This is a genomic window from Microbulbifer aestuariivivens (assembly GCF_039545115.1).
GTDB classification, from domain to species: domain Bacteria; phylum Pseudomonadota; class Gammaproteobacteria; order Pseudomonadales; family Cellvibrionaceae; genus Microbulbifer; species Microbulbifer aestuariivivens.
On sequence record NZ_BAABRT010000003.1, the window covers coordinates 145,248 to 165,436 of the forward strand.

The window sequence follows — 20,189 nt, forward strand, 5'->3', positions numbered from 1 at the left end:
ATATCCTTGACGATAGAGGGGCGGGCTTCCACGCAGATTTTCCAATAAGGTTTACCCAATAAGCTGTTCAAGAAACCGTTGCTCAACCAGTTAGAATGCTTCGCCGACCCCGTGTCGGCGATCCAGAACCAAAAACCAGCGCCAAACCATGAAAAAAAATATCCGGCTTTTTCTCCTCCTGATTTTCGCCTGCGCACTAACAGCCTGCGGCTGGCAGCTGCGCGGTGCACCGAAGAACTTCCCCCCCGGCAGCACCCTGTATATCACCGCCGAAGACCCGCGCTCTGATATCGCCGAGCAGCTGACCCGGCTGCTGCGCAACGGCGGTATTCCCATGGCGGAATCGCCGCAGCTGGCCGACTATGTGCTCACCATCCACCAGGAAACCGAGCAGCGCCGCACAGTCGCCGTGAACGCAAAAGGCCGTGTGGCCGAATACGAGCTGATCACCAGCGCCCTCTACAGCGTTGCCGACCGCGATGGCCGCATACTGCTCAACAACGCCGAAGCCGACGTCTACCGGGCGCTGGAATGGGACGACAGCGAAACCGTGAGCAAGGGCGAGGAAGAATTGCTGCTGCGCGCGGAAATGCGCCGCGAGCTGATCAGCCGCATGATCGACCGCCTGCGCCGCATCGATATCGGCGCAACCCTCGAAGAACGCAGTTACTGAGAAACCGCCCCGCCATGCGCCTAAACCCCCGCCAGCTGTCCCAGAGCCTGAACAAAGGGCTCGCTCCCATCTATGTGGTCTCCGGGGATGAACCGCTGCTGATTCAGGAGTGCTGTGACAGCATCCGCGCCGCCGCCAGGCAGCAGGGTTTCAGCGAGCGCGAGCTGCTGCACGCCGAGAACAATTTCGACTGGGGCCAGCTGCTGGCCTCTGCCGGCAGCCTGTCCCTGTTCGCGGAGAAAAAACTGATCGAGGTGCGCCTCCCCAGCGGCAAGCCCGGCGACAAAGGCAGCAAGGCCCTGCAGGAATTCGCGCAGATCGGCAGCGAGGACCTGCTACTGCTGCTGGTACTGCCGAAAGTGGATCGCACCCAGCTGAACAGCAAGTGGATGAAAGCGCTGGACCAGCAAGGCGCACTGATCCAGATCTGGCCAGTAGACGCGCAGGAAATGCCCCGCTGGATTCACCAGCGCCTGCGCGCAGAGGGACTGGACGCGGAGCCGGAAGCCATCCAGATTCTCGCCGAACGGGTCGAGGGCAACCTGCTGGCCGCCAGCCAGGAAATCGAGAAACTCAAGCTGCTCAGCAGCGACACCCTGATCACCGCCAGCACCATGAACGACGCCGTGGCCAGCTCGGCGCGCTACGATGTGTTCGGGCTGATCGACCGCGCCCTGGCCGGCGACGCGGAAGCGGCGGTAAAAACCCTGCATGGACTGCGCGCCGAAGGGGTCGAGGCGCCAGTGGTGCTCTGGGCACTGGCGCGGGAAATCCGCAGCCTGCTGGAGATCGGCGAAAAGCTGGATCAGGGCCAGCCGATTAACCGCCTGGTGCGCATCCAGAAACGCCAGCCGCTGGTACAGGCGGCCCTGTCACGGCTGCAGCCGCGCCAGCTGGAAGCCCTGCTGCTGCGCGCCCGCGCCGTGGATAACGCCATCAAGGGCGGCCGCGAACTGAATCCGTGGACGGGCCTGCTGGAACTGACCCTCAACCTCTCCGGCAAGCGCAGCCTGTAGCGGCTGCGCGGGTTTTTGCCGCGCATCTTATTGCCCCACCCCCTGCTCCCCGCTCTCCCTTTTGCCCGTCACCCGCACCTGCTCCTGCCCCGCGCCTGCCTGCACCGGTTAGCCGCGCATACTCCGCCCCTTGGAACACCTCCGGCGCTGTCGGGTAAACCTTTTTGCGGATTGCGGATCCCGACAGGGCGTTTACAGTGAATAAGCCATTCCCGGCCGAACGCGAGGAACGCAATGAGCGCGCAGCCCCCGGCTTCACCATCCGCTCACCCGAACGGCACTCACAGGGTGTTCAACCAGACGCCACCGCTCTGCGGCCATAACCTCTACGCAAGTGACCAGGCATTGCGCGACGGGGTGCGCCGCTACGGCGCCCACTGGGCCGAGGATGACCTGCAGCGCTATGGCGAAGTCTGCGGCCGCCCGGAAATGATCGAGCGCGGCTTTCTCGCCAACCGCTTCCCGCCACAATTGCAAAGCCACGACCGCAACGGCCACCGGATCGACCGGGTTGAGTATCACCCCGCCTATCAACAGCTGATGCAACTGGGCCTCAGCGAGGGCCTGCACAGCGCCCCCTGGAGCGCCCCCGGGCGCGGGGCCCATGTGGCGCGGGCGGCCAAGTATTACCTGCACAGCCAGCTGGAGTCCGGGCACTGCTGCCCCATCACCATGACCTTCGCCGCCGTGCCCACCCTGCGCCTCAATCCCCAATTGGCCCGGGAGTGGCTGCCCAAGGTCAGCGCCCGCAGCTACGACAGCAGCAACCGCCCTTACCCCGATAAGTCAGCGCTCACCATCGGTATGGGCATGACCGAAAAACAGGGTGGCTCGGATGTGCGCGCCAACACCACCGTGGCCACGCCAACAATGGACGGCTACCTGCTGCAGGGGCACAAATGGTTTTTGTCCGCGCCCATGTGCGACGCCTTTCTGATGCTGGCCCAGGCCCCCGGCGGCCTGTCGTGCTTTCTGGTGCCGCGCTGGCGCCCGGACGGCAGCAAGAACCCGCTGCCGCTGCAGCGCCTGAAAAACAAGGCCGGCAATGTCTCCAACGCCTCTGCAGAAGTGGAGCTGCACGGCGCGCTGGGCTGGTTGGTCGGTGACGAGGGGCGCGGCGTCAACGCCATTATTGAGATGGTGGCGGCGACGCGCTTCGACTGCATGATCGGCTCCTCCGCCGGCCAGCGGCAGGCAATCGTGCAGGCCATCCACCACGCCAGCCACCGCCAGGCTTTTGGCAAGCGCCTGATCGACCAGCCCCTGATGCAGAATGTGCTGGCGGACCTGCAGCTGGAATTAGAGGGTTCCGTGGCCCTCAGCATGCGCATGGCGCAGGCGCTGGACCATCAGGACGAGGAATCCCAGCGGCTGCTGATGCGCCTCGGCACCGCGGTGGGCAAGTACTGGATCTGCAAGCGCACGCCGCATCACGCCTACGAGGCCATGGAATGCCTGGGGGGCAACGGCGTGGTGGAGGAGTTCATCACCGCGCGGCTATACCGCGACGCCCCCATCAACGCCATCTGGGAAGGCTCCGGCAATATCCAGGCCCTGGACGTGCTGCGCGCGCTGGGCAAGGTGCCGGAGGTGTTACAGGCCTGGGATGCGGAGCTGGAACAGAGCGCGGGGGCGGACCCGCTGCTCGATCAGGCGGTGACACGGCTCAGGGACCAGTTGGCCGACCGCGAACAGCGGCAATACCGCGCCCGCGCCCTGGCGGATCAGCTGGCGCTGACCATGCAGGCCCACCTGCTGGTGCAGGGCGCTGACAGCGCCGTGGCCGAGGCCTTTCTCGCCTCCCGGCTCGGATGCAGCGGCGCCCACAGCACCGGCACCCTGCCCGGCGGACTCGATGTAAAATCCATCATCGCCCGCGGCGACCCCGCCATCGGTTGAATCGGGCAGGATACAAACAAGACCCCGCGCCCATCAATCACCAGGGCAGCACTTCCCCATCCCAGAACAGCAGCCTGCCGCTGCGCGCTTCATCGAGGTTCGCCAGCACATCCACGATGCGCCGGGCGCTTGTCGCCGCGCTGTAGAGTTTGTCCGCGGCGATATTTTTCTGAAAGGGCTTGGAAAGCCCGGTATCGGTAGTGCCGGGGTGAATCGCCACCACACAGCAGCGCTCCAGCCGGCGGCCCCACTCGATGGAGAGGTTGCGCACCAGCATATTCAGCGCCGCCTTGCTCATGCGGTAGCTGTACCAGCCCCCTAAATGGTTGTCGCCAATACTGCCCACCTTCGCCGACAGCGATGCCCACACCAGCGGGCAATGGCGCTGCAACAGCGGCGCCAGCGCCTGGGCCAGATGCAGATGGGTGATGACATTGATGCGCATGGACTCCAGCAGCCAGCGGTCTTCACACTGATTCAGGGCCTTTTCCGGACCGCGACCGCCACCGCCACCGTGCAGAATGCCGCAACAGCAGATCACCCAATCCGGGGGGGCGCCCCTGTCCGCCAGAAATTCCCTTGCCGCCGGCACCGAATCCGGCTCTGTCAGGTCCGCCCGCAGGTGCTCCGCGACCGGCAACCCCGCGGGCGGTTCGGCACTGCGGCTGATACTCAGCAGCTGCGCCTCGGGAAAACGCCCGGCCAGCTGCTGGCTGATAGCCGTGCCGATCCCGCCACTGACGCCGGCGAGCAGAATCCGCCGGGGTTCAGCCATCACCGCCATCACGTCACACCGCCCTTTTGTGGTCTGGCCGGGGAGGATAGTCAGCGCGGAGATTCGCCGTGCCGGAGTGATGCGGCTGCTCAGGTTTCTGGTTCCGACTCCTCTCCTGCCGCCCCTTGATAGTTTCCGCTTTCTCTGCTGTTTTTCCTATCTCCTCCATTTCCCCTATTTCCCCTGCCTTGCCGATTTCCGCTCTCTCAAGCACCACCCGCAACATCGGCTCGTCGGAGCGGAAAATCAGCCCGTGAATTTCCGTGCTGTTCTGCCCCTGCAACAGCTGCTGCAGGAACTGGATAATCTCCGCCGAGATTTCCTGCCCCGGCACCAGCACGGGAATACCCGGCGGATAAGGCACTATCTCGTCGGCGCACACTCGGCCTATTAAATGTGTTGCCGCCTCCACGCCGTTGTCCATCAGCGGCAGTTCCTCGGTTTCGGCAAAATAGGCATCCGCCGGCAGCAGTTTTAGGCGGGTAAATTCCGGCAGTTTGCGCACCGAAGCGGCGCGCTGGCGCCGCTGCGGGAACTGGGCCAGCTGCTTGAAGGCGTGCAGCAGGCGCAGCAGCTTGCTCTCGGTACTGCCCAGCGTCACCAGTACGCTCAGGGTGTTCTGGGTGGTTTTTTCCACCTGGATTCCATACTGCTCGAAGAGCCTCACCTGTATTTCCCGGCCGCTATAGCCGCTGGCGGAAATATCGATGGTGACCTTGGTGGGGTCGAGGCGAATACCGTCGTCAGCCAGCGGTGCGGGTATCAGTTCATCGCGGGTGAGTGCACGGAAGACGCCGGTCTGGTCCACGCCCCGGCGCAGGGTTTCCCCCATTTTCAGCGAGCGTTCAATGCGGCCATAACCCTCCATGGCGGCCTGCTTGCGGGCCACGTCGAGGCTCGCAATCATGGCGTACTGGGGGCTGGTGGAAGCGTACATATTGAGGTTTTCGCGGAAGCGGAATTCATCAAAATCCGGGTCCTGCACGTGCACCATGCTCGCCTGGGAAAATGCCGACAGGGTTTTGTGGGTGCTCTGGGTCACGTAATCCGCACCGCACTCCAGCGCCGTCGGGCGCAGCAGCGGATGGAAATAGCCGTGGGCATACCAGGCCTCGTCCACCAGCACCTTCACCCCGAGTCCATGGGCGCGCTGGATAATCGGCAAGAGGTCGTAACGCAGGCCATCGTAGGTGCAGGAAGTCAGCACCAGCAGGCGCGCATCCCGGTTCTGCTGCAGCGCCCGTTCGATTTCCTCACGGGGTACCGGGCCGTAGAGTCCGTATCGCGGATGCAGGGTGGATTTCAGGTAGATGGGTTCGCAGCGGTTCATGAGAATGCCGTGATGAACCGATTTGTGGCAGGCCTGATCCACAATAATCTTGCCGCCGCCACCGAGGATCTGCTGGATGACCACCTTGTTGGCGGTGGAGGTACCGTTGGTGAGAAAAAAGGTCTGCCGGGCGCCGAACGCCTGCGCGGCCAGATCCTGGGCGGCCTGAATAACCGAGTGCGGCTCCAGCAGGCTGTCGAGCACCTGTACCGAAACGGAAAGATCGGTATTGAACACATGCTCGCCCATAAAACGATAAAAATCACCGACCCAGGGGCTGTTGCGCAAACTGTCCCCGCCGGAATGCCCCGGGGTATGCCAGGCATCCCGTGCGCTGAAAACATACTCTCTCAGAGTGTCGGCAAAAGGCGTCGAGGCCCGCCTGGCGATAAACGCCTGCACCAGGCGAAATACGTGATTGAAATTCCCCTCGCGACGGTCAAGCAGCTCGTCGAAGCGCTGGCGCAGGGATACGGCAATGTCGCAGCCGAGCGTGAGCAGGAACACATTCAGCTGTGTGCGCACCCCATGCAGCCGGTCTGCCAACGCCTCTGCGGCGGCAAGACCCGCTGCCGCCGGCCCCGCATCCACGATCAGTGCCTGCAGTTTATCGTCCCGGTACAGCAGCTGCTCTGCGGCACCGGGCAGCACCGCGCTGAAACGGAGACCGAAAGGGTTTTCGTGCTGCGCGGCGGTTTTGTTGAGGGCCGCCGCCCAGTCCCGGCTCAAACGCCGGTCGGCGCTGACGAGGGCCACATGGCACTCCAGGGGTTGCAGCCCCTCCCTCAGGTTGCCCAGGTCCGGCATCACTCGCCCCAAAATTCACTGCGTTACCTGAAAAGCATAGCTGCGCCACGGGTAAGCGGGGTAAAGAGCGACAAAGAGAGCTAAAGAGAGCTAGACCTGAAGAAATGCAAAGAAAGCTAAAAGCCGTTAGCACAGTGAAACAGGCCGCCCCGGCGAGGGATTTGCAGAAGCCCCACGGTGAACCGCGGTTTTAACGGCAAATGCAGCTGTCAGAATTTGCCACTGCGAACGCGACCGTCGAACTCCAGGCAGTCGGCGACACGCTGGCGCTGTACCGGCGACAGCCGCTCGAGAGTGAAGAAAGCCATTGCGGAGTGCTCATCGGAGAGCACTATCTCACCGCTATCGGCAAAGTGCGCGCGAAAAATAAATGCGTGGGAGTGGTAGACGCGGTGGTAATAGACCCCGCTCAGGTAATCGATATGCACCGCCCGCCCCAGCTCTTCCCGGCACTCCCGCAGCAGGGCCTCGTGCACCGTCTCGCCGGGGTCCAGAGCACCGCCGGGCAGGCCCCAGCTGCCATCGCCGTAGGTGGCCCGCAGTTGCAGAACCTCGCCGGCATCATTGGTGATCACCGCATGGGCGCTGAGCCGATAGGTATCTTCAAAAGCCACGCTGCCTCACCCCTGTGAGTGAAAGCTCAACTGCGCGCCCTACCCCGCGCCCTACCCCGCGCCCTTCCCCGCGCATTCCGGAACCGAGCGCGATCACTGGGTGCCGCGGGCCAGTTCGATACCGATACCGAGGGTGCTGACCGACTCGTTGTAATCGATCAGGCTCTCCCCATAGCCGGTAAAATATTTCACATAGCCACGCAGGCGGTTACCCATGGGAAAACCCCAGCGCAGCTCAAAGGCACCATGGTTATCCGAGCGCAGGTTGTTGCGCAGCATCAGCGAAACGCTGTGTTGGTTGCGCGCGTTGTAAATGCCCGCCAGTTCAAAGTGGCCGAGATAGGCCTCGATATCCGGGTTGTCATCCTCCTCGCGCGACTCCGGTATCCGATACCAGGGCTTGAAGCTGAGCAGCATGTTATCCCGCTCGAAAATAAAGTTGGCGTAGACGCGATTCCAGCTTCTCGACAGGGGCTCTCTGCGGCCGTTGGACTGATGGTTCAACGCCAGCTGGTTGGCGATATTCTGGAAGCCGAACAGGCTCCAGTCATTCAGCCAGGTCACGATCAATTCCGGCTCGTGATTGGTCTCACGGAAGGGGGCCGAATCGTCCGAATTGTACGCCTGCCAGAAGCTGTTGTTGGTGTAGGCGAGGCTCATAAACGAAGCCTTGCCGAGAAAGCCACGCCATACCGGCACCTGTACAGAGAGCTGGAACTGCACCTCGATCTCATTGAGATGGATATCGGCACCGCCCTCCTCGAAACCCTCCAGCCCGGCTTCGTTTGGGGACGGGTTATAGACCACCGGCAGCAGATAGTTGGCTTTGTGGGAAGCCAGCGTAAAGGGGTTGTTCGCCGCATCGCGAATGGCCTGCGCCGCCTGACTGGTGACGATTTCGGCGGTGGTTTCGCTCTCCCCGGCCACACTGCCAAACAGCGGCCGCGGTGGCCTTTCCGCCAACGGCTGGCGTACCCGCTCGGCGCAGAAGCGGCGCATTTCGTCCACAGTGGTACTGGCAGGGGCAACCAGCATCTGCTCCAGCAGGCAGTTCTCCTCGCGCTGCGCCAGGGGCAGGTCCTGCGGGGATTCGATGATGGGAAGCGCGGGCGCCGTCTGCGGCTCGCTATTGGCGGACATCGACTCCTCGGCGAAAACCGCGGGCGCGCAAAGCATCAGCAGGGCGGCAAGTCCGGTGGCACGACCATGTGGCAAAATTTTTCTCCTCACGTCACGGCGAGAGGCAAGCTTACACCGCGGCAAGGGAGAATGCTTCAGGCGTGAGAGGCGTCCGCTGCGGTGGCAGGCGAACAGGTGCACAAGCGCAAATTCAGGGATACGCAGAGACGAGGCCTCAAAAAGAGGCAGAGCCGACGATGCGAAGGGGTACAGAAAGCAACTCTGCGACAGCAGAATAAACGGAAAGCCCGACGGCGGACGCCGCCAGGCAGCGGGCTTATTCGGCCAACATTCAGACCAGTGCCCGCAGCCGGGGAGACCACTCCAGGTCGCGCAGGCGCACCTGCCAGAGGCGGCCGGTACTCGAGGGCCAGTCGTAGCCGATTAACAGGCCGCGACCATCGAGATAGCAGTGGGTATCCCGCTCCGCCTCATCGCCGTGGTAAATAAACGCGGAAATATCTTCCCCCAGCTCCGGCGCGCCCTGAGTGGCGGCATCGCCGGCCATCGGCCGGGCCGAGCGGAAGCTGATGCGCGGCGCCAGTAATTTGCCGCGCTGGGACGGGTCGACAATATCCGGGCTGACCACTTCCAGCCCCTCGCGCCGCTGATCGAGCATGAGCAGCAGCGGGCCCATAAATATGCGCATCAGTGGGAACAGCAGGCGGTTGCGCCCATCCAGTTCGGCTTCCTGAGGGCCGTTCGGCCCAGTCCAGCGCGCGATAATCGGGTCGCCCAGTGTCGGCTCAGCCCCTTTCGGCTGCAGCGCATAGTGCGCATGCACCTCGTCCACCTCATCGCGCCAGTGCACATCGCACTCGGTCACCAGCCCGCTCTGAAAGCGGGCCCGCACCTCCATGCCAAAACCCTGCTCGCCCACCAGCCTCTGGCTGACCAGGATACGCTGCCCCTGCTCATTCAGCCCCAGTTGCCAGCTGTCCTGCACCGGCATGGCGCGGCCATCGCAGCTGTACTCGTAGCGTCCCTGCGCCAGCGTGGAAATCAATTCCATTGCAAATTCCTCCCTGGTCCGTCCCGCTCAACGAACGGCGGGTGGAACCCATTGCAGGGAAAGTATTGCACAGCGATGGGCGGCCGGGTCGCCTTTGGCGCCCCTTCACGCTCTACTTGAAGTGGCTATTTCAACGGCTATTTCGGCGACCATTTCACGGGTCATTTCACGGACATGTCAGCGATTAAAATACTCAGAGATAACGCTGCCAGAAGAGTGCCTGGCCCATGGACTCATCCAGCACATAGGGCTTAAAACCGACCTTGCGGTAGGCGCTTTGCGCCGGCAGGTTCTTCTCCAGAACCTCCATGGTAAGTTTGCAGCAGCCCCGGCGCTTCGCCTCGGCGGCAACCAGATCCAGCATGCGCCCACAAACACCGCGCCCGCGGGCCGCATCGGTAACAATCACATCGTGGATATTGACCAGCGGCTGGCAGGCAAAGGTGGAAAAACCAGTGAAGCAATTCACAAGACCCAACGCCCTGGGGCCATCAAACGCCAGTACCGAGAAGGCACCGGGAAAAGCCGCGAGCTTTGCCACCAGCTCATGGCGGCACCGATCGCTCAGGGGTTCGCCGCCACCGAAGGGGTCCCGCGCATACTCATCCATTAACTGCACCAGCGCGCGGGCGTGGGCGGGGTCCGCATAGTCGGCAAGCAGGATTTCGATGGTGTTTTCGCTCATGGGTACTCCTTTTGGGGTGGCGGGTCACAATTTCACCCGGCGGTGCCCGCCAATCGGCAATGGGGTTGTGCTGTTGAGCGGAGGTTAATGCTCCGGGCTGGATTCCGGGGCGGGTGCTTTGCCCGAGAAACTGCGCAGGTAATTGCGTATTCGCAGACGCTGGGCCAGAAGCCAGCGGACGCGGACTCGATGACGACACAGGGGGCTGGCGCGATAGGTGCGCCGGCGCCGCCTCCAGGGGCTGCTCTTTGTTCTCATTTCCTTATTCTCATTATTCTTCGCTCTTCCCCGCTTTAGGCTTATTGCGTTTGCAGGCACCGCAGGCTGCGCTAAACCATACCGCCAGCCTTTCCAGGCAACGCCGCCAGCCGCTCTGACCAGCCACGACTCTCAGCCCGGTTTGGAGCTGCAGGTTAGCAAATCCGCCAGAGGAATTCAGCGTCACACCGCCAGTGAGTTGGCCAGCCCTTGGCCCGCCGCGTCATCGAGGGTAAGCTGGCCCCTATTTGTGAACATACAGTCATTGCGGAACCTCCTGTGCAGCCACTCAAACACCTGATTGAAAACAACCGCCAATGGTCGAAGGCCACCTCCGAGCAACGCCCGGATTTTTTCCTCAAACTTTCCAAGCAACAATCCCCCGAGTACCTCTGGATCGGCTGTGCCGACAGCCGGGTACCCGCCAATGAAATCGTCGGCCTGCTGCCCGGTGAGCTGTTCGTGCACCGCAATGTGGCCAATCTGGTGGTGCACACCGATCTCAACTGCCTGTCGGTGCTGCAGTACGCGGTGGAGATCCTCAAGGTCAAGCACATCATCGTCTGCGGGCACTACGGCTGTGGCGGTGTACAGGCGGCGCTTGAGGATATGCACCTGGGGCTGATCGACAACTGGCTGCGCCATATTCAGGATGTGCGCGACAAACACCGGGCACTGATCAAGCTGTTCCAGGAGCGCCAGCGGGTCGACCTGCTGTGCGAGCTCAACGTGCTCGAGCAGGTCGTCAATGTCTGCCACACCACCATCGTCCGCGACGCCTGGCGGCGCGGCCAATCCCTCTCGGTCAATGGATGGGTGTATGGACTGCGCGATGGGCTGGTGTACGAGCCCGGTATCTCCATCACCGGTGAAGAGCAGCTAGCCGAGATCTACCATACCGCGCTGGCCAATATCGCCCAGCGCGACGACGAGTAGCAGACTTCCCCCCGGATTTTTCTTACACTCCCGGCACAAAGATTTTTCCGCCCGGCCAGCGCCGGGCACGATCAATGGCCTAACGGGAGTAAGCATGTCCGGGTACCGGGTTTGGGAATGTCAGATTTGTGGCTGGGTTTACGATGAAGCCAAGGGCTGGCCCGAGGAAGGCATAGCCCCCGGCACACGCTGGCAAGACATCCCCGACGACTGGGCCTGCCCGGAGTGCGGCGCCGCCAAGGAAGACTTCGTCATGCTGCCGGCACTGATCCAGCCGAATCAGCCCGCCAGCTCGAGCGCCGCGCAGCCTGCCCCAGAGGGCGCGTCCACAGAGTCCTCCAGCACAGACAGCCCCACCTCCGGCAACCGCCAAAGCGACAAGCAAAACAGCTCCTACCGCATCTGGGAGTGCGTGGTCTGTGGCTGGATTTACAACGAAGCCAAGGGCTGGCCGGAAGATGGCATCGCCCCCGGCACCCGCTGGGAAGACATCCCCGCCGACTGGACCTGCCCGGAATGCGGCGTCGGCAAGGAAGACTTTGAAATGGTGCTGGCGTCTGAACCGGCGGCGCCGGCAGAAACCTCACAGGGTGCCGCCGCAGCGCAGCTGCAAGCCGTTCAGATCAATACCCCGGAGCTGGATAGCAGCCGCGAACCAGTGGTCATCATCGGCACCGGTCTCGCCGGCTACAACCTGGCCCGCGAATTCCGCAAGTTGGATCAGCTTACCCCGCTGATCATGATTACGGGCGACGACGGCGCTTTCTATTCCAAACCGCTGCTCTCCGCCTCCCTCGCCAATGGCAAGACGCCGCAGCAGCTGGCCAGCACCTCCGCCGCGGACATGGCCCGGGACCTGAACGCGGAAATTCTCGTCCACACCCGCGTCAGCGCGGTTGACGCCGCAACCCGCACCCTGACCCTGGCGCCCGAGGACGGCAGCCACCAGGCCACACTCCGCTATGGCAAGCTGGTGTTCGCCACCGGTGCCGGCTGCCGCCCCTTGCCGCCTATCGCCGGCGACGGCCTTGCGCGCCTGTTCCGCGTCAACAGCCTCAGCGACTATCACCGCTTCCGCACAGCCCTGAGCAACCGGCGCAGGGTTCTGCTGATCGGCGCCGGCCTGATCGGCTGTGAATTTGCCAACGACCTGCTGCAGGCGGGCTACCAAGTGGACCTGGTGGACCCCCTCGGCTGGCCGCTGGCGACACTGCTGCCCGAGGCCGCCGGCCGTGACCTGCAGCAGGCGCTGGAACAGGCCGGCGCCCGCTTCCACGGCCAGCGCAAGGTAACCGCCCTCAGGCAGCACAATGGCGGTATCAGTGCCGAACTGGACAATGGCGACACTCTGGAAGCCGATATCGCCCTCGCCGCCCTCGGCCTGCAGCCGAATACCGGGCTGGCCGAGCAGGCTGGGCTCGCGGTCAATCGCGGCATCGCCGTCAACCGCTGCCTGCAGAGCAGCGACCCGCACATCTACGCCCTGGGGGACTGCGCCGAGGTGGATGGTCACCTGCTGTATTTTGTCGCGCCGCTGATGCAGTCCGCCCGCGCCCTGGCCAAAACCCTGAGCGGCGAAGAGACACCGGTCGCCTACGGCGTCATGCCAGTGGCGGTGAAAACCAGCCTGCGCCCCACCACCATCTGCCCGCCCAGGCCCGGCAGCGAAGGGGAATGGCAAACCGAGGCCAGCGGCAATGGCGTCTCGGCGGCCTATCGCGCTGCCGACGGCACACTGCTCGGCTTCGCCCTGACCGGCGATGCCATTGCCCGCCGCGACAGCCTCGCGGCAGAGTGCCGCCCGCTCATGGACGACGCCATAGACATGATCGCGGACAAGTAGTCCCAAAATCTGGCGTCGCCGACCTCGGCAAACCGCCGTCTTTGCCGCCTGTGCAGGGCAGCAACCCCCTCAGTGGGCGCGCAAAGACGGCGCAATTGCCGTAGAATGGCCGCCCCGACCTAAGCGTTCAATTTTTAAGCAGCAGTATGACCACACAGCACTCAACGGCCCCCGCTCCCAACGCCCTGCAGAGCCGCGCCCTGCGCGACACTCTGGGACAGTTCGCCACCGGGGTCACCGTGGTCACCACCTGCGATGCCAGCGGCGCGCCGCTGGGCATGACCGTCAACAGCTTCAACTCCGTTTCCCTCGATCCGCCGCTGATCCTGTGGAGCATCGACAAGCAGTCGCTGGGCTACCAGGCCTTCACCAGGCAGCCGTATTTCGCCGTGCATATCCTCAAGGCCGACCAGCAGCAGGTCTCCAACCTGTTCGCAGGGCGCGGCGCCGACAAGTTTGGCCAGGTGCGCTGGCATATGGGGCCGGAACAGGGTCCGCAGCAGGTGCCGATCCTTGATCACTGCGCCGCCTACTTCCACTGCCGGCTGAGCAACTGCGTGGAGGGCGGCGACCACACTATCCTGCTGGGTGAGGTATTGAACTTCAACGCCGAAGGCGGCGAACCGCTGGTGTTCCACCGGGGCAGTTACCGCACCCTGTCTGCCGACGACTGACCCGCAGCGGCGGACCGGCGGTCAAAAAACTGCCCCTGCTGGTGGCCGCACTGCAGTGTTCACGTCATACTTCTCAGGCAGACTGGCACTAGGTTCCGTCTGCCAGGTTTTTGTCCGGCGCTGCGTCGCTGTGGCATAACGCGATGACATGACGACTGTTGCAGAACGGCTGCTTCCCCAGCGCCGCCAAGCCAATTCAGCGGATTGGAAATGTATGCAGACACCGGGCCCCCTCTTCTGTTTCGCGCATCGCGGCTACCGGGAGAAGGCTTCAGAGAACACTCTGGAGGCCATTCAGCACGCCCTGGAATTCGATGTGGACGGTATCGAAATCGATATCTGGAATGTTCGCGGCCAGTTGCTGGTCAAGCATGACCGCCGCCTCGGCCGCCTGATCGCCGGCAGCGAACTGATCACCGACCTCTGCCCCGAAGCCCTGCGCGAAATGCTACTCCCCTGTGGCGGCCGCGTGCCCACCCTGCGGGAAGTGTTGGAGCTGGTGGACAACCACGCCCAGCTCAATATCGAACTCAAGGGCCCCAACTGCGCCGCCCTGGTGGCCGCGGAACTGGAATCCTACGTGCGCGACAATGGCGGCAGCTTCGAGCAGTACCTGATCTCCTCTTTTGACCACCGCCAGATTTACGAGAGCCTGCAACTGCTGCCGCAGGTGCGCCGCGGCGTACTCATCGACGGCATCCCCCTCGATCTGGCCGCCTGTGCCGAGCCCCTGCAGGCCTACTCCATACATCTCAGCCTGGATTTTGCCGATGCGGAGATGATCGCCGATGGCAAGCGCCGGGGGCTGAAGAGCTACGTGTTCACCGTCAACACCATGGAAGACCTGCACCTGCTCGCCGCCATGGACGCAGACGGAGTCTTCACCGACCACCCCAAGCTGGTGATGAACTACAACGCTTCCAGAACTGCGGAAATATTGATGCAGCAGCAACTGCAACCACCGGAAGAGCTGGAAGACAAACCACCGGTATAGGCGAGACCTCCACGCGGGACTCCCCCTGGGATTGCACACAAGCGCAGCTTAAAGGGCCGGTGTTGCGGGAAGGCCGCGTTTCAAGGCGGCAGTATTTCAAGGCCGCAGGGTTTCAAGACCGCCACGTCCCAACCCTGCCAGCCCTGCCAACCCTGCCAACCCTGCCAACCCTGCCAACCCTGGCAATTCTGCTTGCGACTAACAGCTAGTGGCTACCAGTGCTCGCTACTAGTGGACTGCTAGTGCCCCCCTACAGGCTGTGAGGAGCCTGCAGGGGCAACACCACCGCTGCTGTGCATGCGGATTTTATTGGCCCGGTGAAGTGAGCGCCTGCGAGTTAATTGGTTAACGCCTGCAAAAATGCCAGTAAATCCGCGATTTCCTGTTCCGACAACTCTAACGGCCGGATATCGGTATCTTTGTCTGCCACAGACAAGGCGCCAGCGTTATAGGCGCGAACCACGGCTTCCAAGTTAGCCATACTGCCGTCGTGCATATAGGGTGCGGTTTCGCCGAGCTGGCGCAGCGTGGGCACTTTAAACAAACGGAAATCGCGGTCTCTATTGGTCACGTCGGCACGGCCAAAATCGCTGTCCACCGTCAGGCCGTTATTGCGGAAGCTCTCATCGGTATAGTTCACCCCGGAGTGGCAACCGCTGCAGCGCGCTTTGCCATTGAATAAATCCAGGCCGCGTTTTTCTGACTCCGTCAACGCGGTGCTATCCCCGGCCAAATGGTCATCGACGCGGTTTTTGGGTGAAAACAGTGTTGCCTGCACACTTGCCAGTGCCAGGGCGATATTTTCGGCGTTGGGCAGCTGACCATACACCTGCAAGAATTGATCACGGTAGCTGCTGTTGGCCTGCAGGCGCTGCACCGCCTCATCCACCGGCAGGTTCATCTCATGTGGCGCCGCGATGGGGATCAGCGCCTGGGTATCCAGGGTTTTGGCTTCACCACTCCAGCCCTGCATGGTTGAGAATAAACGGTCATGCAGTGTCGGCGAGTTGCGCCTGCCATCATCGGTTGACTCGTTACCCTGAGCGATCTTTTTGCCATCCGTGAAGGCCTGATTGGGGTTGTGGCAAGTCGAGCAGGCGGTGGTCCTTTCCCTAGACAGGATCGTGTCGACAAACAGTTTCGCACCCAAATCAGCCGCACGATTACTGAATCGGTCCACGCCCGTGGCATTGAATCGCAAAGGCTGCAGATAAGCGGGGATATTCGCCAGCAGTTCGCCACTTGCTGCCTTATGGCTGCTCACGTGTGCATAGTGAGATATTTCATGGGCTTCACGGGCGACGTTTGAAACTTTGACTTCATCGAGCAATAACAGCGCATTGGCGTTTTGCGGGCCGAGACGCACGGCGCCGTCAGTACGCAATGTGCCGAAGTTGGTTAACGCACGATCCGCTACTAGCCTGCCGTTGAGGTAAAGCAGCATTTGCTGTTTGGCGGGATCAACCGCTAACGCTATATGCTGCCAACTATTGTTTGCAATCCCGCCACCAATCAGGGTTTCCGTTTCACCCGCCGTATCGGTGACCGTTGCGACCAGAGTGTCGCCATCGGCCAGGGAAATTTCCACACCGCCGCTTAGGGAGAAGAGGGGAATAGAACCTGAACTGCTGGCCATATTCAGCCAGAAATCCACCGTGGCGCCATTGCCCAGGCTATCCCAACCGCGGTTTTTATCGACCTCAACATAGCTGCCGGAGGGGAAATAAATAGCCTGCCCGAAGCGGCCCGCCAATACATCCTGACCATTGTATTCCAGTGGAAACTTCGCATTGACCAGGGTGCCATTGTTGAAGTTTCCGGAGGTATCATTGGTGCCTGTTTTCTGGAAAGCACCAGAGCGGTCAACCTGCTCATTCATGCCATAGTAGAGAATGAAGTTCCCATCCAGATAATCATTGAAGCCTACTTCTGAATAGTCGTGGTTATTGGAGCCGAAAATCGGATATCCAGGGCCACGCAGTGAATAGGGCATTTTCAAGTCATCCACGTTTTTATAGGGCGACCACATGGTGGTGAATGCCCCCGGGGATGAGATAAACAAACGTGTGTCACGATGGCGATTGGGATTGATGGGACCGTCAATATGGCGGAATGTCCACCCGGTCCAGCGGCCGACAACCGTCGTCGCGGTTCTGCGCGCACTCACCCCCTCCCGTGAGGCCTGGTAGAACAACTCGGCCCCATCGTGGCTGACCCAGGGGTAGGCGCCCTTGACCAACTCATTGGGTCCGTAAGCATTGCCGGTGGCATCGACTAAAGGCCGCTCGGCGATGGGAAAACGCATAGAGAATTTCACCCCCGCTACGTCTGTATCCCTATCGTCCCAGTACATATTGGCGATGGATTTGGGCAGGCTCCAGCCACTGGCCGCCCCGGGGGCCGGGTTCCAGCTATAGACCAGATTATCGATACGGCCGTTATTGTCTGGGTGCCCCTGACAGACAATCAGCATCCCGTTTACCGTGACGGATGGCTCGATGCAGCGGAAGTCCTCACTATTCTTTAGCCGCAGACGCTGGAAGCCGCCATTAAACCGCGCGCTGACCACCTGGGCATCCCGGGTATTGGCATTAGCGACGATAAAGGTGGCCCGGAAAAAACCCATCTGGTCGTTATCACCGGCCGCGGTTGAGGTCACATAGACCAGGGCTTTGTAGGTGGCATAGGTGCCCAGGCTGCTGTAGTTGCCCGCCGCATCGGAGGGAAAGGGGTTTCTCCCTTCCACAGAAAAGTCTTGAGCGATAGCCAGCCAGTTTTGATGAATACTCCTGGCATCGGCGTCTGCCTTGGATTGCAGTTCAACACTGCTGCCAAAAGCCCCATTTTTAAAATTAATGCTGCCATCGGCGTTGCGAGTGATTCTCTCCGGGCGGAAAGCGCTCGCATACCAGCCTAACTTGCGCTTACGGACAAAGATGCGTCCGTCCCAGGTTTCCGCGTGCCCGTTCCCCTCGAAACCGGAGTCGATAATTTTTGGGAAAGCGGAGGCTCTGGAATCGTTGAGCGAATAGAGAGCGGCGTCCGGTGCCGAAAAGATGCCACGGCTTTTGGCGGTTATTTCCGGGGTTGCGCCGTTGTTGCCATCATCCCCAGAATCATCATTGCGGGCTAATACCGTAACAAAACGGCTCACCGGATCGGCGTTGTTGCCCGCCGCGTCCTGTACGTGATAGGTGATGGCGTAGTTGCCGGGCTGATCGCTATTGACCGCCCCAGCAACCGTGATGCTTGGGGTGATATCGCCATCAATATCGTCGCTGGCGGTTGCGCCCGCATCCGTGAACCCGTCCCCCTGGCTCAACACGATACTGGATGCGCCCAACAGAGTGATGACGGGTTTTACTGTATCAGGCGGCTGTTGTGCAGTGCCGCTGGCCCAAACCGTATTGCCATTACTGTCACGCAGTACCAAATCGCCATCGTCCTGCAGGGTCAGGCGGTCAGCACCGGTACCATCCGTTCTGCTGGACCAGACGGCCTTGCCGTCGGCATCGCGCATCACCAGGTTGCCGTCGCTCTGCAGGCGCAGCCGAATCGCGCCGCTGCCACTGGTGCCGGTTGCCCAGATTGCTGAGCGGGTAGCGGTATCCCGCAACACCACATTGCCATCGGTCTGCATGTATAAAACATACTCGCCGTTACTCGATGTCAAATGTTCATTGGTGACTAGCTGCTGGCCTGTTGCCAGTGTATCGCCCCAGGCCCGTGGGGGCGGTGCGGCAACTTCTATGGAACGGGTGACCGAGTCAGCGCGGTTACCCGCGGCATCGCTGACCCCATAGACAAGGGTGTAGGTACCAAGTCGACTGGTATTGACCGCGCCACTCACGGCAATAAGGTGGGTAATATCGCCGTCTTTATTATCGAGTGCAGTGGCACCCGGATCGGTAAAAACCTCCCCCTGAACCACTCTGGTGCTTGCACTACCGAGTAGAGTAATCACAGGCTTCACGGTATCTGCGATTACGTTGATAGTACGAGTGACCGTATTCGCGGCGTTACCAGCGGCATCGCTGACATCATAACGAAGGGTATATATACCAGCCTGGCTGGTGTTTACCGCACCGCTGACAGTAATAGCCGCGGTAAGATCACCATCTTTGTTATCACTCGCCGTTGCGCCCGCATCGTTAAACGTATCGCCCTGGTCCAGGGTAATACTTTCTCTGCCACGCAGAGTGATCACCGGCTTAACCGTATCTGCAATCACCTCAACCGAGCGTGTTACCGTATTCGCTGCATTGCCAGCGGCATCGTTCACATCATAACGCAGGGTGTATATACCAGCCTGGCTGGTGTTTACCGCACCGCTGACGGTAATAGCCGCGGTAAGATCACCATCTTTATTGTCACTCGCCGTTGCGCCGGCATCGTTAAACGTATCGCCCTGGTCCAGGGTAATACTTTCTCTGCCGAGCAGAGTGATCACCGGCTTAATGGTGTCTGCGACCACCTCAACGGATCGCGTTAACGTATTCGCTGCATTGCCAGCGGTATCGCTCACATCATAACGCAGGGTGTATATACCAGCCTGGCTGGTATTGACCGAACCACTGACGGTAATAGCCGCTGTAAGATCGCCATCTTCATTATCGTTCGCCGTTGCACCCGGATCGCTAAAGCTGTCGCCTTGATCCAGGGTGATACTTTGGTTGCCAAGCAGGGTGATAACGGGCGCAACAGTATCAGTGGGGATTTGCGAGGTGGCGGTTTCCCACAATGCTTCACCCGAGGCGGCATACAAAACAAAGTTACCGTCATTTTCGATAACCGCCATCGTTACCGCTTGATTGTGTGTTTTGCTAGACCATACCGCCTGGCCGGATGCGTTACGCAAAACCAGATTGCCGTCACTTTGCAGGCGGATTCTCGTTGCTGCCGTATTATGCGTACTTGATGCCCAAAGTGCTTTGCGTGTACTCCAGTCGCGCAATACAAAATTGCCGTCACGCTGCAAGGTGATACGGTAATCCCCATTACGAGAAACGAGGTACTGATTTGAGGTTAATTGCTTATCTGGCAATAGGGTGTCGTTAGCCGAAGCGAATAATGGAAAGCCAAAAAAAACTGGCAATAAGGCCAAGCGTATTACTTTTTTCAACATAATAAATACCCGCCAGACATTTTGATTATTATTTTTATTGTGACGCTGCTCGCCTTTTTGAGCAGCCTTCACCCAGCGAGGATAGATTTATCTCACTTTTCCGAGGCAAACCGTGACCGAATCAGCAAAGTGCGATAATGATTCATGGGCAATTCAAAATTAGAAGGATATTGGCACGAAAAGTAGAATATTTAAATAATTTCAACCAAAACGGAGGAATGGCGCACACCAAACCTACCCAAAGCTCTTAAACAGCCGACCCATCAAACAAAAAATTCATGTGCTATTTATGAAACACTTATCTGGATAGTTACTTGGACACATATTTAGCAACTTATTGAGGAGCATGGGATGGTTTTAAAATCGGTA

14 protein-coding genes are annotated in these 20,189 nt (G+C 60.8%); 7 read left to right on the forward strand and 7 right to left on the reverse strand.

Annotated features, from left to right (window positions below; translation table 11 throughout):
• Positions 1 to 148: 148 nt before the first annotated feature.
• From ABEA58_RS02965 to ABEA58_RS02975, 3 genes are all read left to right on the forward strand, one after another.
• Positions 149 to 673: an LPS-assembly lipoprotein LptE gene (locus tag ABEA58_RS02965; protein ID WP_345548694.1), complete on the forward strand. Its 525-nt coding sequence runs from the start codon at positions 149 to 151 to the stop codon at positions 671 to 673.
• 14 nt (positions 674 to 687) lie between these two features.
• Positions 688 to 1,689, forward strand: a complete 1,002-nt coding sequence (gene holA / locus ABEA58_RS02970) for a DNA polymerase III subunit delta (RefSeq protein ID WP_345548696.1) — start codon at positions 688 to 690, stop codon at positions 1,687 to 1,689.
• Between the two features lie 234 nt (positions 1,690 to 1,923).
• Positions 1,924 to 3,588: an acyl-CoA dehydrogenase family protein gene (locus ABEA58_RS02975; protein ID WP_345548698.1), complete on the forward strand. Its 1,665-nt coding sequence runs from the start codon at positions 1,924 to 1,926 to the stop codon at positions 3,586 to 3,588.
• A 37-nt stretch (positions 3,589 to 3,625) separates the two neighbouring features.
• Here the strand turns inward: ABEA58_RS02975 and ABEA58_RS02980 are convergent, their stop codons facing one another.
• From ABEA58_RS02980 to ABEA58_RS03005, 6 genes are all read right to left on the reverse strand, one after another.
• The gene (locus ABEA58_RS02980) at positions 3,626 to 4,372 is read right to left on the reverse strand and encodes an SDR family oxidoreductase (protein ID WP_345548699.1); all 747 of its coding nucleotides are present in this window, start codon (positions 4,370 to 4,372) and stop codon (positions 3,626 to 3,628) included.
• A 4-nt stretch (positions 4,373 to 4,376) separates the two neighbouring features.
• Complete coding sequence (locus ABEA58_RS02985; protein WP_345548817.1) at positions 4,377 to 6,500, reverse strand: aminotransferase class I/II-fold pyridoxal phosphate-dependent enzyme; 2,124 nt, start codon at positions 6,498 to 6,500, stop codon at positions 4,377 to 4,379.
• A 209-nt stretch (positions 6,501 to 6,709) separates the two neighbouring features.
• On the reverse strand, positions 6,710 to 7,114 hold the full coding sequence (locus ABEA58_RS02990) for an NUDIX hydrolase (RefSeq protein WP_345548701.1): 405 nt from the start codon (positions 7,112 to 7,114) through the stop codon (positions 6,710 to 6,712).
• Positions 7,115 to 7,207: 93 nt separating this feature from the next.
• Positions 7,208 to 8,329: a phospholipase A gene (locus ABEA58_RS02995; RefSeq protein ID WP_345548703.1), complete on the reverse strand. Its 1,122-nt coding sequence runs from the start codon at positions 8,327 to 8,329 to the stop codon at positions 7,208 to 7,210.
• Positions 8,330 to 8,585: 256 nt separating this feature from the next.
• On the reverse strand, positions 8,586 to 9,305 hold the full coding sequence (locus ABEA58_RS03000; RefSeq protein ID WP_345548705.1) for a hypothetical protein: 720 nt from the start codon (positions 9,303 to 9,305) through the stop codon (positions 8,586 to 8,588).
• A gap of 193 nt (positions 9,306 to 9,498) precedes the next feature.
• On the reverse strand, positions 9,499 to 9,990 hold the full coding sequence (locus ABEA58_RS03005; RefSeq protein ID WP_345548706.1) for a GNAT family N-acetyltransferase: 492 nt from the start codon (positions 9,988 to 9,990) through the stop codon (positions 9,499 to 9,501).
• A gap of 537 nt (positions 9,991 to 10,527) precedes the next feature.
• Between ABEA58_RS03005 and can the strand changes: the two genes are divergently transcribed.
• The 4 genes from can to ABEA58_RS03025 all read left to right on the forward strand — a co-directional run bounded on the left by can (position 10,528) and on the right by ABEA58_RS03025 (position 14,695).
• Positions 10,528 to 11,184 (forward strand): carbonate dehydratase, encoded by a 657-nt coding sequence (can, locus tag ABEA58_RS03010; protein ID WP_345548708.1) that lies wholly within the window; start codon positions 10,528 to 10,530, stop codon positions 11,182 to 11,184.
• A 94-nt stretch (positions 11,185 to 11,278) separates the two neighbouring features.
• The gene (locus ABEA58_RS03015) at positions 11,279 to 13,027 is read left to right on the forward strand and encodes an FAD-dependent oxidoreductase (RefSeq protein WP_345548710.1); all 1,749 of its coding nucleotides are present in this window, start codon (positions 11,279 to 11,281) and stop codon (positions 13,025 to 13,027) included.
• A 146-nt stretch (positions 13,028 to 13,173) separates the two neighbouring features.
• On the forward strand, positions 13,174 to 13,701 hold the full coding sequence (locus ABEA58_RS03020; protein WP_345548712.1) for a flavin reductase family protein: 528 nt from the start codon (positions 13,174 to 13,176) through the stop codon (positions 13,699 to 13,701).
• Positions 13,702 to 13,915: 214 nt separating this feature from the next.
• Positions 13,916 to 14,695, forward strand: a complete 780-nt coding sequence (locus tag ABEA58_RS03025) for a glycerophosphodiester phosphodiesterase (RefSeq protein ID WP_345548714.1) — start codon at positions 13,916 to 13,918, stop codon at positions 14,693 to 14,695.
• A gap of 337 nt (positions 14,696 to 15,032) precedes the next feature.
• Here the strand turns inward: ABEA58_RS03025 and ABEA58_RS03030 are convergent, their stop codons facing one another.
• Positions 15,033 to 19,820, reverse strand: coding sequence for an immunoglobulin-like domain-containing protein (locus ABEA58_RS03030; protein ID WP_345548715.1), 4,788 nt, complete (start codon positions 19,818 to 19,820; stop codon positions 15,033 to 15,035).
• Positions 19,821 to 20,189 lie beyond the last annotated feature (369 nt).